The 12,018-nt window shown below is 63.0% G+C and carries 15 protein-coding genes; all 15 read left to right on the top strand.

What is annotated here, in order from left to right; genetic code table 11:
• Nucleotides 1–161: 161 nt before the first annotated feature.
• The 15 genes from NDB2M4_RS05380 to NDB2M4_RS05310 all read left to right on the top strand — a co-directional run bounded on the left by NDB2M4_RS05380 (nt 162) and on the right by NDB2M4_RS05310 (nt 11,969).
• On the top strand, nt 162–794 hold the full coding sequence (locus NDB2M4_RS05380; protein ID WP_072371073.1) for a nicotinate-nucleotide adenylyltransferase: 633 nt from the start codon (nt 162–164) through the stop codon (nt 792–794).
• Between the two features lie 216 nt (nt 795–1,010).
• Nucleotides 1,011–1,424: a ribosome silencing factor gene (gene rsfS, locus NDB2M4_RS05375; RefSeq protein WP_072371071.1), complete on the top strand. Its 414-nt coding sequence runs from the start codon at nt 1,011–1,013 to the stop codon at nt 1,422–1,424.
• A gap of 72 nt (nt 1,425–1,496) precedes the next feature.
• Nucleotides 1,497–1,976, top strand: coding sequence for a 23S rRNA (pseudouridine(1915)-N(3))-methyltransferase RlmH (rlmH, locus tag NDB2M4_RS05370; protein WP_072371068.1), 480 nt, complete (start codon nt 1,497–1,499; stop codon nt 1,974–1,976).
• Nucleotides 1,977–2,142: 166 nt separating this feature from the next.
• Complete coding sequence (locus NDB2M4_RS20325; RefSeq protein ID WP_210186507.1) at nt 2,143–2,568, top strand: hypothetical protein; 426 nt, start codon at nt 2,143–2,145, stop codon at nt 2,566–2,568.
• A gap of 382 nt (nt 2,569–2,950) precedes the next feature.
• Complete coding sequence (locus tag NDB2M4_RS05360) at nt 2,951–4,837, top strand: methyl-accepting chemotaxis protein (RefSeq protein WP_072371062.1); 1,887 nt, start codon at nt 2,951–2,953, stop codon at nt 4,835–4,837.
• On the top strand, nt 4,812–5,138 hold the full coding sequence (locus NDB2M4_RS05355; protein ID WP_072371059.1) for an STAS domain-containing protein: 327 nt from the start codon (nt 4,812–4,814) through the stop codon (nt 5,136–5,138). Before NDB2M4_RS05360 ends, NDB2M4_RS05355 begins: the two co-directional genes overlap by 26 nt.
• A complete protein-coding gene (locus NDB2M4_RS05350; RefSeq protein WP_072371055.1) occupies nt 5,138–5,503 on the top strand; it encodes a response regulator in 366 nt (121 codons plus the stop codon). The genes NDB2M4_RS05355 and NDB2M4_RS05350 overlap by 1 nt, the downstream gene beginning before the upstream one ends.
• A 33-nt stretch (nt 5,504–5,536) precedes the next feature.
• On the top strand, nt 5,537–7,762 hold the full coding sequence (locus NDB2M4_RS05345) for a chemotaxis protein CheA (protein WP_083555925.1): 2,226 nt from the start codon (nt 5,537–5,539) through the stop codon (nt 7,760–7,762).
• A 5-nt stretch (nt 7,763–7,767) separates the two neighbouring features.
• Entirely contained in the window at nt 7,768–8,250 is a 483-nt protein-coding gene (locus NDB2M4_RS05340) for a chemotaxis protein CheW (protein ID WP_072371049.1), read from the top strand.
• Nucleotides 8,247–9,140 (top strand): CheR family methyltransferase, encoded by an 894-nt coding sequence (locus tag NDB2M4_RS05335; RefSeq protein WP_072371046.1) that lies wholly within the window; start codon nt 8,247–8,249, stop codon nt 9,138–9,140. Before NDB2M4_RS05340 ends, NDB2M4_RS05335 begins: the two co-directional genes overlap by 4 nt.
• A complete protein-coding gene (locus NDB2M4_RS05330) occupies nt 9,137–10,207 on the top strand; it encodes a protein-glutamate methylesterase/protein-glutamine glutaminase (RefSeq protein WP_072371044.1) in 1,071 nt (356 codons plus the stop codon). Before NDB2M4_RS05335 ends, NDB2M4_RS05330 begins: the two co-directional genes overlap by 4 nt.
• Nucleotides 10,207–10,596 carry a response regulator gene (locus tag NDB2M4_RS05325; protein ID WP_072371042.1) on the top strand — a complete coding sequence of 130 codons (390 nt, stop codon included), beginning with the start codon at nt 10,207–10,209 and terminating at the stop codon, nt 10,594–10,596. The genes NDB2M4_RS05330 and NDB2M4_RS05325 overlap by 1 nt, the downstream gene beginning before the upstream one ends.
• Nucleotides 10,596–11,126 (top strand): chemotaxis protein CheD, encoded by a 531-nt coding sequence (locus NDB2M4_RS05320; protein WP_072371039.1) that lies wholly within the window; start codon nt 10,596–10,598, stop codon nt 11,124–11,126. Before NDB2M4_RS05325 ends, NDB2M4_RS05320 begins: the two co-directional genes overlap by 1 nt.
• 31 nt (nt 11,127–11,157) lie before the next feature.
• Complete coding sequence (locus tag NDB2M4_RS05315) at nt 11,158–11,532, top strand: hypothetical protein (protein WP_072371036.1); 375 nt, start codon at nt 11,158–11,160, stop codon at nt 11,530–11,532.
• Nucleotides 11,517–11,969, top strand: a complete 453-nt coding sequence (locus tag NDB2M4_RS05310) for a hypothetical protein (protein WP_072371033.1) — start codon at nt 11,517–11,519, stop codon at nt 11,967–11,969. The genes NDB2M4_RS05315 and NDB2M4_RS05310 overlap by 16 nt, the downstream gene beginning before the upstream one ends.
• Nucleotides 11,970–12,018 lie beyond the last annotated feature (49 nt).

The following is a 12,018-nucleotide window of genomic DNA, read 5'->3' as shown; positions in this document are numbered from 1 at the left end:
AGCGTTGCATGTCGCACCGCTCGCGCACGGTTGGGGAGTGCTCGATGCAGTTGCGCCTGCCGGATGCTTCCAATCGATGCGATTTTTCCTATTGATCAGGAGCCTATCGCCTACAATCAGATGCAACGCCGAATAGTCATTGGTCGAAAACAACCAACGTGATGGACGAGTCCGCGCAGTCACCTTCATTCAGCAGCTCGATGCCGCCGTTGGCATATGCCGGCCAGCGCATCGGCGTGATGGGTGGCACGTTCAATCCCCCGCACGAGGGGCATGCGCTCGTTGCCACCACCGCGCTGCGCCGGCTGAAGCTCGACCAGCTCTGGTGGATGGTGACACCCGGCAATCCACTGAAGAGCGGCAACGGGCTGCCTCCCTTGGCCGAGCGCCTGGCGGCCAGTCGCCGTCTCGTTACCGATCCGCGCATCACAGTGACCGGCTTCGAGGAAGGGCTGGGGCAGTCCTATACCTATGCGACGCTGACCCACCTCACGACCCGAATACCCGGCGTGCACTTCGTCTGGGTGATGGGTGCGGACAATCTGGCAAGCTTCAACCGCTGGCGGCGCTGGCGCGACATTGCGGAGCTGGTGCCGATTGCCGTGGTGGATCGGCCTGGCTGGCGTTTCAAGGCCCTCGCCTCGCCGGCGGCGGTGCGACTCATGCCCTTCCGCGTCCCCGAAACCGCTGCCGGCGGATTGGCGACGATGCACCCACCGGCTTGGGTTTTCCTCAGCACACGGCTGTCAGGGGCGTCATCGACGGCCCTGCGAGGCACTGTCCGAGAATCGTAAGCAGCCGAAATATATACAATTTTTTACAATCCCGCGTTGCATATGAAAAAGCTTGCCATGCATTAACTATTGCTGGATGGCGCCCCTAGGCCTTATGTTTTGTGGTGGCGGGGAGCTGGTATGCTCTCCGCAGAAGAGCGCCGAGGGTGTGGGATTGCGCGAAGCACCCCGGTGCAGGCCCCAAGGGGTGCATGAGGAAGGGACAACCAGCACACGATGCGAACCGCACTTGAGGGTGCCCGTACGGGCGCGCCTCACGCCGAGCTTTTGTCAGACGGACAGAAATCGGCAGCACTGGTCCAGGAAATCGCCCACTGGCTCGACGAGGCCAAGGCCGAGGAGATCGTCACGATCAACCTCGCTGGAAAGACCTCGATCGGCGATTTCATGGTGATCGCAACAGGTCGGACCGACCGGCACGTCGGCGCAGTCGCCGACCAGATCAGCCGCAAGCTGAAGGAAAAGGGCCTCACCCGGGTTCGGGTCGAGGGTCTGGAAGCGTGCGACTGGGTGTTGATCGATACCGGCGACATCATCGTGCATGTATTCCGCGACGAGGTTCGCGAGTTCTACAACCTCGAGAAGATGTGGTCCGCGGAACGCCCGGGCGAGCCAACTACGGCTCACTGAGCGCGCTTCAGGCGGCACAATAGCGGCGACGGCGCCTCCCTGCGTGGGAGGCGCCAGCCGGGATGAGCGGTCATGCGCCTTATCGTTGCAGCAGTTGGCCGCCTCAAAGACGCGGAGAAAGATCTCTGTGCGCGCTATCACAAGCGCTTCGATGCTGCCGGCCGGTCGCTCGGGCTTGGCCCGCTCATCATCACCGAACTGAATGAAAGCCGTGCATCGGCAGCCGAGGCCCGCAAGGGCGATGAGGCCACACGCCTGCTCAAAGCAGCCGGCGCGGCGAGCCAAATCGTTGCCCTCGACGAAGGCGGCAAGCTGCTTTCGAGCGTAGCGCTGGCGGACTGGCTCGCAAGGCAACGCGATGATGGCTGCAAGGAGCTGGCGCTTCTGATCGGAGGCCCCGACGGCCATGGCGGAGAAGTTGCATCAGCCGCCACGCTGAAACTGTCCCTCGGTCCGATGACGCTGCCGCACGGATTGGCGCGTGCCATTCTCATCGAGCAGCTCTATCGCGCCACAACCATCCTGTCGGGCCATCCCTATCACCGCGCATGAGAAGGGGTGGGCGGCTCGGCCTCTTGCTCCGTCTTCTGATCTTAACGCGAGGTAGCAAACCTCGTTCAAGCGCGAGAGGCTCACTTTATCGAGTTTTCATGGCTGTCGATCAATGTAGTGCACTGTCGGCACGTTAGCTGACAACGGACTACGGAGGGAGATTTCCATGTCGAGATGCCGGCCGATTTTGGCGGCGAGTGTCAGCGTGCTCGTTGGCATGGCGGCACTTGCATCCGTTGCGGATGCCCGGGGATTTGGCGGTGGTGGCGGCTATGGCGGCGGTGGCGGCCACGAAGGCGGCTTCGGTCCCGGCGGTGGAGGCGTCGGCCCTGGGGAACATGGCTATGGACCGCCGAACGGCGGTTATGGTCCCGGCGGCGGCGGATATGGCCCGGTGCCAGGGCGCCGCAATCCCTGGGCGGCAGGTGCGGTTCCGTGGATAAACATGGACTACAACGACCTGCTGCAGACGCCGCCGAACAACTCAGGCTCGCAGCAGCCGAACGATTGCGACTATCTCTTCAAGAAGGCAATGGACGTGGGCACGCCACAGATGTGGAAGCTTTTCAACGACTGCGCGCACAATCGCTGACCTCACAGACTCGACGCCAAAACTTTGCAGAAGGCGCGCACGCACAGACGTGACTGCGCCTTCTTCTTTTTAGTCGCTGCGATCTTACCGCGCGGCGTCGCATAAAATCCCAAGACGCAATCTTCCGCCCGACGCTCCGTGTCGCTCCTATCGCGGACGCGGATGGGACGTGAGCGCATGAACTAGCTGCGCCAGGCCGCGTCCTCGACTTGATTCATTTCCCCAACACGCACGGCTAATCCATTGTTAGCACTACCCTCCTATAGTCCGCTCATGGCAGATTGGATGGCCCTCACGCCGCCAACGCGCATGATGCCGTTCTGCTATGCCGGTGCGAGCCCGGTATGTGTCCGCTAACCGCGAACCAAGGGCCGCCGGTACAATGTTGCTCGCCAATTTGAAGGTCTCGCGCAAGATTGCGTTGGGGCTAGCGTGTGTTCTCGTCGTGTTTGCATTCACGGGAACCGCATTTTTCTTCACTCTCCTTGCAATCGACCGCACGACCGAGGACGTCTCAGCGGCCGTCAGTGTGGAGAAAACACTCAGACGCGCGGCTTCGTACGTCTACGACGAGCAGCAGGCGCGCACCGCCAACGACGGCGCATCTGTCATCCAGGCCGCGTCGAGCAACTTCTCAGAGCAGATCAATAAGGCGCTCGAGAGCATCAAAGATCACCCGGAACTAGCATCGCTCGCCAGCGATGTGCACGCGATCGACAGCACTGCGGCCGCATGGCGCCGCGCTGCCGGTGGCGACGGCTTAACAGTCGGCGAGCGTGGCAATGCGACGGCCGCGTTCGATGCCTTCCGGGCTGCGGCAAAATCTGCAGAACAAAAGACCGATGCGATCGTTGCCGAGAAACAAGCGGAGCGAAACTCAGCGCTTTATTGGGCGCACGCTACGCAATTGCTCGGGAGCCTGTTCGCGATCGGAATGGCGTTGATGGCCGGCTGGTGGCTGTCGCGCGCAATCGCTCGGCCGCTGGCGCAGATCACAACGGCGGTGCACGGTCTGGCTTCGGGCGATCATGATATCGACGTCCCCGCAATCAAGAGCACCGATGAGATCGGCCTCATGGCGCAGGCGGTTGCCACGTTCAAAGAGGCCGCGATCGAAAAGCGGCGTCTGGAGCGGGAGGCCGAAGCTGCGCGCGTTGCTGCCGAAGAGGAGCGGCGCAAGCAGGAAGCAGACAGCCAGTTCTACATCGAAGCGCACAACACGTTCATGCGTGACTTCTCGGCTGCTCTGGAGCGTCTGTCGAAGGGTGATCTCACCTATCGTCTCAATACGCCCTTCACCGAGGACTACGAGAAAATCCGTCACGACTTCAACACGACTGCTTCGAGCCTGCAGGATGCGATCCTGACGATTGCTTCCAGCACGCAGGCGATCCGCTTCGCCACGAGCGAAATCTCGACGGCGGCGGACGATCAGTCCCGGCGCACCGCGCAACAGGCAGCAAGCCTGGAGCAGACCGCCGCGGCGCTGGATGAGATTACCGCGACAGTGAAGAAGACGGCCGACGGTGCAGGCCATGCACGCGAAGTCGTTGCTTCGGCGAAGTCGGATGCCGAAAAGAGCGATGAGGTGGTGCGCCACGCCATCTCAGCGATGGGCGACATCGAGCGCTCCTCGCAGCAGATCAGCCACATCATCGGCGTGATCGACGAAATCGCCTTCCAGACGAACCTGCTTGCTCTCAACGCCGGTGTCGAGGCTGCTCGCGCTGGCGAGGCGGGCCGCGGCTTTGCCGTCGTCGCATCGGAAGTGCGGGCGCTGGCGCAGCGCTCAGCGGAAGCTGCCAAGGAGATCAAGGGCTTGATCTCTGCGTCGACCAAGCAGGTCGAGCAGGGTGTCGGCCTCGTCGGGCAGATGGGCCAGGCGCTAGATCGGATCATGACCGAGGTCACGGAGATCAACACGATCGTCTCCGAGATCGCGGCAGGCGCGAAAGAGCAGTCTGTCGGTCTGCAGGAGATCAACACCGGCGTCTCGCAGATGGACCAGGTCACGCAGCAGAACGCGGCTATCGTCGAAGAGACCACGGCCGCAAGCCACGGTCTTGCTCGCGAGATCGAGAAGCTGCTGGATCTGGTTGGCCGCTTCGAGACCGGACAGGAGATTGCCGCCGAGCCCGCGCATCGCGAGCCGCGCGCAGCATCTCAGAAGACTCGCCCAGCCCTCAAGACCATCGGTGGTCGTGGAGTGCCGTCCGCAGTGCGCAAGCTAGAGGCGATCGCCAATGAGCAGGACTGGGAAGAGTTCTAAGAGCGGAACGCGAAGGGGCACGACCGGGAAGCTGCAGCTCGCTGAGGTTCTCGACCTCACGGCTGCAGCTCCTCTGGCCCAGTCGCTCCTTCCCCGCCGTGGCAGCGATCTCACGATCGACGCCAGCAAAGTTCGCCGCGTCGGAGCGCAGTGCCTGCAGGTGCTGCTTTCCGCCGAGGCCACGTGGAAGGCGGACGGTGTCCGCCTCACGGTAGAAAATCCAACCGATGAGTTCCTGGCGAGCAGCGAGCTGCTGGGGATTCAGATCAGTCAAGACACGGCACGAGCGGAGCCCGCCTGATGAGCAAGACGATCCTCACTGTCGATGACTCGCGCACCATGCGGGAGATGTTGCTGCTGGCGCTCGAAGATGCCGGGTACCACGTGTTGCAGGCCGAAGACGGCATCAAGGGGCTGGAGGTGCTGCAGGACAAGCGCGCCGACGTGATCATCACCGACATCAACATGCCGCGACTCGATGGCTTCGGCTTCATCGAGCACGTGCGTCGCGATACATCGCATAGAGCGGTTCCCATCCTGGTGCTGACCACGGAAAGCGACGCCGAGAAGAAGAGCCGTGCCCGCAGCGCAGGCGCGACCGGCTGGATCGTCAAACCGTTCCATCCCGTAAAGCTGGTGGATGCGATCCGCCGGGTTTCCGGCTGATAGATCGGAGAGGGGATAATGGCGGGGAACGAGATGGACTCGCTGAGACAGATCTTCTTCCAGGAGTGCGAGGAGCAGCTCGCTGAACTGGAGTCCGGCCTGCTGGAAATCGAAGGCGGCGGAGAGGATCCGGAGATCGTCAACGCGGTATTCCGCGCGGTGCATTCGATCAAGGGCGGCGCTGGCGCGTTCGCTCTCGATGAGCTCGTGCGCTTTGCACACGTGTTCGAGACGGTGCTCGATGAAGTGCGCAAAGGGCGTCTTGATCCGGCCGGTGCCGTCGTCGAGGTGCTGCTGCGATCGGCCGACGTTCTCGCGGACCTGGTGCGCGTGGCCCGCGATGGCGGATCGGTCGACGCGGAGCGCATCCGCACTGGAACGGAGGAACTGGCATCGCTGAGTGGCACGCCGGTGGCTACCGGCGATTTGGCCGAAGAGGACAGCGTCGAAGACCTCGGGTTCACGCCCGTGGCCGTCGCCTTTCCAACCTTCGACGACATAGCGGCGGAGCTGCCGACTGAGCCGGAGCCGACGGTCTTCGAATACACGGTAACCTTCAAGCCGCACGCCAGCCTTTACGCCAGTGCGAACGAGCCGGCGGTGCTGCTGCGCGAGCTTGGCCGTCTCGGCGAGATGACGGTCTCTTGCGACACGAGCTCAGTGCCTGCTCTCAGCGAGATTGATCCTGAAGGATCGTATCTCGCCTGGATGATCGAACTGAAGACGACGCAGTCGGAAGACGATGTGCGCGCCGTGTTCGAATTCGTCGACGGTGATTGCGATCTAACGATTACGGCGAACAACGGCGCCGCGCCGCCGGTTGAGGATGCCGACTTCGAAGCGCTGCTGCGCAGCATTCGCGAAGCGCCGGTCGATGTCGCCGCCGCTGCCGACGAGCCTGCCATCGCGGAAGCGGTCATCGCCGACGTTTCGGTTACTGCCCCCGAATTCCCCGTTGCTGTCCCCGATTTCGCTGCGAAGCCCGACAGCGCCAAGAGCGAGAGCAAACCAGACAAGGCGGAGAAGGGCGACAAGTCAGCAAGCGGAGAGGCTGCACAGCAGACGATCCGCGTCGATCTCGATCGCGTTGACCGGCTGATGAACCTCGTCGGCGAGCTGGTGATAAACCAGGCGATGCTGTCGCAGCGGCTGGGCGAGGCAGGACTTGCGCGCTCGGCCGAATTCGCGACCGGCCTCGACGAATTCGAGCAACTGACGCGCGACATCCAGGAAGGCGTGATGGCCATCCGTGCGCAGCCGGTGAAATCTGTGTTCCAGCGTATGCCGCGCCTCGTGCGCGAGGTGGCGGCCGCCACGCACAAGAAGGTGCGGCTCGTCACCGAGGGCGAGGGAACAGAAGTCGACAAGACGGTCATCGAGCGGCTCGCCGATCCGCTCACGCACATGATCCGCAATGCCATCGATCACGGATTGGAGAAGCCCGAGGACCGCATCGCCGCGGGCAAGCGCGAGGAAGGCCTCGTGAAGCTTTCGGCATCGCACCGCTCGGGACGCATCGTCATCGACATTGCCGACGATGGAGCAGGAATCAACCGGCCGCGCGTACGCGCGATCGCCGAGGAGAAGGGCCTTATTCCGGCCAATGCGCAGCTTACGGACGACGAGGTCGACAACCTCATCTTCCTGCCGGGCTTCTCGACGGCATCGACCATCTCGGACATCTCCGGCCGCGGCGTTGGCATGGACGTTGTGAAGCGGTCGATCCAGGCCCTTGGCGGACGCGTGTCGATCACGTCGCGCCCGGGCCACGGATCGACCTTCACGCTCAGCCTGCCGCTGACGCTCGCCGTGCTGTACGGCATGGTCGTCACGGTTGCCGACCAGACTCTGGTGGTGCCGCTCACTTCGATCATCGAAACGCTGAAGCCTAAGCCCGGCGATATCCATGGGTTTGGCGGTGAGGCGCGCGTCATCGCGTTGCGCAACAATTTCATTCCTTTGGTCGATGTCGGCCGGGAGCTCGGTTATCGCAACCACAGCACCGATCCAGGCGCTGGTGTTGCGCTGCTGGTTGAATCTGACGGCGGTGCTCAGAGCGCACTGCTGGTGGACGGCATCCAGGGCCAGCGCCAGGTCGTGATCAAGAGTCTCGAAGCCAACTATGGGCGCGTGCCCGGCATCGCCGCCGCGACAATTCTTGGCGATGGCCGTGTGGCCCTGATCGTCGATGTAGATGCCGTCGTCGCTGGTTCGCGTAACGGCGGCAACCCCGAATCTGTTCTTGCACTGGCAGGATGAATCCAATGAGCGAAAGCAGCGCAGCCCTTCTTCAATCCCGTTCCAGCTCCGCCCGGGAGCTGATTGCATTCGCTGTCGGTAAGCAGGAGTTCTGCATCGACGTCATGGCGGTGCGGGAGATCCGCGGCTGGACGCCGGCGACGGTCCTGCCGCACTCGCAGTCGTATGTGCGCGGGGTCATCAACTTGCGCGGCGCCGTGCTGCCGATCATGGATCTTGCGGTGCGGCTCGGCTTTCCGCCGGCTGAGGCGATGGGACGTCACGTCATCATCGTCGTGCAGGTCGGCAGCCAGGTTGTCGGACTGCTGGTCGATGCCGTGTCCGATATCCTTACCGTCACTGCCAGCGAGATTCTGCCTCCGCCGGACGTTGCATCGGACATGGCCAAGCACTTCGTGTGTGGCTTGCTGGCGATGGAAGGGCGAATGCTCAGCATCCTTTCCGTCGATAGCGTGCTGCCGGAACGCGAAGGGACCGAGGTGCAATGACATCCGCCGCTGCGAGCACTGCCGGCCGACGCGGTCAGCGGCTCATCGAGGGAGAGTTTCCGCTCACCAAGGACGATTTCCGCCAGATCGCGGATATCGCCTACAATGACGCGGGTATCGACCTTGCCGAGTCGAAGGCCAGCCTCGTCTATTCGCGACTGGCGAAGCGGTTGCGCGCGCTGCATCTAGAGAGCTTCCAAAGCTATTGCTCGCTGTTGATGCGAGACGAAGGCGCGGCGGAGCGCCAGGAGATGGTGGCGGCGCTGACGACCAACGTCACCCGTTTCTTCCGCGAGCCGCATCATTTCGAGCACCTGAAGACGCACGTGCTGCCGCCGCTCGTTTCAGTGGCCCGTTCCGGCGCTCCCGTGCGCATCTGGTCGGCTGCGTGCTCGAGCGGTGAGGAGCCCTATTCAATAGCGCTGGCGATCCTGTCGGTCATTCCGGATGCAGCTTCGCTGAATGTCAGAGTGCTGGCGAGCGACATCGACCCAAATGTCTTGCAGCGGGGCGAGGCGGGCATCTACAGCGATGCCGCCACCGTCTCTATTCCCATCGATGCGCGCAAGCGCTGGTTCAAGTCCGTCGATGGTCGTGACGGCAAGAGCTGGCGTGTCGGTGAGGAGATGCGCAAGCTCGTTGCGTTTCGCAAGCTGAACCTGATTGGTCCGTGGCCAATGCGCGGGCCGTTCCACGCCATCTTCTGCCGCAACGCGCTCATCTATTTCAAAGAAGCGACGCAGGTCGACATCTGGTGCCGCTTCGCACCGCTGCTGGTGCCTGGCGGGCGGCTCTATATCGGCCACTCGGAGCGCGTGTTCGGCGAGGCTGCGCCGCTCTTCGTCAACGAGGCCATCACAACCTATCGGCGGGAGGGCACTTCGGCATGACAACTGTACGTGTCCTGGTTGTCGATGATTCCGCCACCATGCGCGGGCTCATCTCGCTCGCGCTGCGGCGCGACCCGGAGATCGAAGTCGTCGGCACGGCGAGCAATCCGCTGACTGCGCGCGATGCCATCAAGACGCATAACCCGGACGTCATCACGCTCGACGTCGAAATGCCGGGCATGAACGGCCTCGAATTCCTGGAGAAGATCGTGCGGCTGCGGCCGACGCCGGTGGTGATGGTGTCGAACCTCACGGGCGAAGGCACGGAGACGGCGATCGAAGCCATGCAGATCGGCGCGGTGGAGTGCATTGCAAAGCCGGGGCCGGGCGATACCCTGCCTTTCGCCGAACTACCGCGGATCGTAAAGGCGGCGGCTGGCGCTCGTGTCCGCTCGCGTGCGATGGCGACAGCCACTGAGCCCGGCCCGCGCGAGCAGCGCCGCCCGCTCGTCAATGCCTATGATCCCGACGGGCGGATCGTCGCCGTCGGATCGTCGACCGGCGGCGTCGAAGCGTTGTCGGCACTGATCTCGCAGTTTCCAGCGAACTGCCCGCCGACGCTGATCGTGCAGCACATGCCGCCGGATTTCACGGCAAGCCTCGCGGCGCGGCTCGATCGCCTCAACGCGCCGAAAGTTTCGGAAGCAGTCGACGGCATGGTGATCGAGAACGGGCACGTCTACATCGCGCCGGGCGGGCCGAAGCATCTCGAGGTCGAGAAGAACGGTGGCGCCTTGCGCTGCCGGCTGCGCGCCGCTCCGGCTGTCAACGGGCATTCGCCTTCCGTGGACGTATTGTTCCATTCGGTTGCGCGACATGCCGGATCGAACGCGATCGGCGTCATCCTCACCGGAATGGGGCGCGACGGCGCGCAAGGTCTCAAGGAAATGCGCGAAGCCGGCGCACGCACAATTGGTCAGGACGAGGCGTCCAGCCTCATCTACGGCATGCCAAGAGCAGCTTTCGAAGTCGGAGCGGTGGAGCGACAGCTTCCCCTTGATCGGATCGCAAACGCGGTTCTCGTCATGACCAATCTCCGCGGTCGTCAAGGGAGGGAGAACAACTAATGGCACTCGCAGACCAACTAAAGATCCTCATCGTTGATGATACGACGACCAGCCGCATGCTGGTGCGCGATGGACTGCAGGAAATCGGGATCAAGAACATCTCGTTCGCATCGGACGGCGAGCAGGGACTGAAGCATGTGATGACGCAACAGACGCACCTCGTCATCTCGGACTTCAACATGCCCAAGCTCGACGGTCTCGGCCTGCTGCGCGCAATTCGTCAGCACACGCCGACGCAGAAGCTGCCCTTCATCATGCTAACGGGCAAGGGCGACAAGGAGCTGGTGCAGAAGGCGATCCAGTTCGGGATCAATAACTACCTGACGAAGCCATTCACGGTTCCGGCGCTGAAGACAGCGCTCGAAGCCGTCGTCGGCAAGCTCAATTGATGACGCAAACGCTTACCAGACGCCACGTGATGGAAGGCCAGTACCACGTCTCGGACGATCCCGATCTCGTCCTGACGACGGTGCTGGGCTCATGCGTGTCCGCATGTCTTCGCGATCCCGTGGCGCGCATCGGCGGCATGAACCACTTTCTGCTGCCGGGGGATGGTGAGCGGCTGAAGACGCGCGATGCCGAGCGCTACGGCGTGCATCTGATGGAACTGCTCGTCAACGGATTGATGTCGATGGGCGCTAACCGGGCGCGGCTCGAGGCCAAGCTTTTTGGCGGGGCGCGGACGATCTTCAAGAACTCGGACGTCGGCGGCATGAACGCGACCTTCGCCGAGGGCTTCCTGCGCAACGAAGGAATCGCCATCGTGAGCAGCAGCCTTGGCGGAAGTTCGGGGCGGCGGCTGGAATATTGGCCGGTTTCCGGCCGTGCACGGCAAATCTTTATCGGTGAGGCGGGTATCATAGCCAAACCCGCGGCGGTGCCGAAGCCGTTGCCGGATGGAGATCTCGAACTGTTCTGAGGGGCCGGGCGCTCTGCGACCGGAAGCGTACATGAGTAAGCCTGCTGCGCCAGACATTGCGCATACGCCGCTTCCAGCGTTGCTGGAGGTCGTCGGCGAAGAGTTGCATCAGCTTGCCGCCGATGTTGAGCGCCTGCACACGATTGTGGAGCTGCCGGGCGTGCGGCAATCGCTGCGCGATGCCCAGTGCTTCGATGTCCTGCAGGGCATCGATCATGTGACGCAGAACCTCGCCGGGCTTTCCAAGTTTCTCGCCAACATCGCAACGACCGCTCCGGACGCCTGGACGCTGGATACGCGCTCGGCATGCGATGCGGTGCTGCTCGCTGCGCTGTCAGAGCGCTTGAAGCAACCGAGCCAGCCGCGGCAGGCCAACGCGGGAGGCGAGGAATGCGAGTTTTTCTGAATCATGCGAAGGCGCGGCCCGGCTTTGCGCAGGTACTCGAAGAGGCCGCGCGAGCTGCCGGTCTCGATGGCGATCAGTGGCGCGAAACAGCACGACCGCGGCCTGTTGGTCCGTCGCTGCTCGACGTGCTCACCGATGCGGTCCGCGAGCTGCGCGTTTCCAACCTCTCAGTGATGGTGCAGGCCTACCTCGAACAGCAAAGCACGCGCAAGCCAACACCGCGGCGGCCGATGGCAACCGATCCGCAATCGATTTCGGCAGAGCTGCGCATCACCGACAAGATGACATCGCCCGAGCTTGCGCGTCTGCGGCGCCGGTTCGCGATGGCCAATCATCCCGACCGCGTGCTGGCGCACGAGCGCGAAATTGCGACGCGCCGCATGATGGTCGCCAACATGCTGATCGATCGCGCGATGAAGCGCAGGATGTGTCAGTGATGAGGTGCGGCAAAAACTTCGGACATACGAAAAGCAACAATTCGAACTA

The sequence above is a fragment of the Hyphomicrobium sp. NDB2Meth4 genome (genome assembly GCF_900117445.1).
In the GTDB taxonomy this organism is placed as follows: Bacteria; Pseudomonadota; Alphaproteobacteria; order Rhizobiales; family Hyphomicrobiaceae; genus Hyphomicrobium_A.
The sequence above is the reverse complement of the archived record's forward strand: the minus strand, read 5'-3'. Positions and strand labels throughout refer to the sequence as shown.

Coding starts and splice junctions, on each gene's coding strand:
- NDB2M4_RS05380 (WP_072371073.1), top strand. CDS start 162: ATGGACGAGTCCGCGCAGTCACCTTCATTCAGCAGCTCGATGCCGCCG.
- rsfS (WP_072371071.1), top strand. CDS start 1,011: ATGCGAACCGCACTTGAGGGTGCCCGTACGGGCGCGCCTCACGCCGAG.
- rlmH (WP_072371068.1), top strand. CDS start 1,497: ATGCGCCTTATCGTTGCAGCAGTTGGCCGCCTCAAAGACGCGGAGAAA.
- NDB2M4_RS20325 (WP_210186507.1), top strand. CDS start 2,143: ATGTCGAGATGCCGGCCGATTTTGGCGGCGAGTGTCAGCGTGCTCGTT.
- NDB2M4_RS05360 (WP_072371062.1), top strand. CDS start 2,951: ATGTTGCTCGCCAATTTGAAGGTCTCGCGCAAGATTGCGTTGGGGCTA.
- NDB2M4_RS05355 (WP_072371059.1), top strand. CDS start 4,812: ATGAGCAGGACTGGGAAGAGTTCTAAGAGCGGAACGCGAAGGGGCACG.
- NDB2M4_RS05350 (WP_072371055.1), top strand. CDS start 5,138: ATGAGCAAGACGATCCTCACTGTCGATGACTCGCGCACCATGCGGGAG.
- NDB2M4_RS05345 (WP_083555925.1), top strand. CDS start 5,537: ATGGACTCGCTGAGACAGATCTTCTTCCAGGAGTGCGAGGAGCAGCTC.
- NDB2M4_RS05340 (WP_072371049.1), top strand. CDS start 7,768: ATGAGCGAAAGCAGCGCAGCCCTTCTTCAATCCCGTTCCAGCTCCGCC.
- NDB2M4_RS05335 (WP_072371046.1), top strand. CDS start 8,247: ATGACATCCGCCGCTGCGAGCACTGCCGGCCGACGCGGTCAGCGGCTC.
- NDB2M4_RS05330 (WP_072371044.1), top strand. CDS start 9,137: ATGACAACTGTACGTGTCCTGGTTGTCGATGATTCCGCCACCATGCGC.
- NDB2M4_RS05325 (WP_072371042.1), top strand. CDS start 10,207: ATGGCACTCGCAGACCAACTAAAGATCCTCATCGTTGATGATACGACG.
- NDB2M4_RS05320 (WP_072371039.1), top strand. CDS start 10,596: ATGACGCAAACGCTTACCAGACGCCACGTGATGGAAGGCCAGTACCAC.
- NDB2M4_RS05315 (WP_072371036.1), top strand. CDS start 11,158: ATGAGTAAGCCTGCTGCGCCAGACATTGCGCATACGCCGCTTCCAGCG.
- NDB2M4_RS05310 (WP_072371033.1), top strand. CDS start 11,517: ATGCGAGTTTTTCTGAATCATGCGAAGGCGCGGCCCGGCTTTGCGCAG.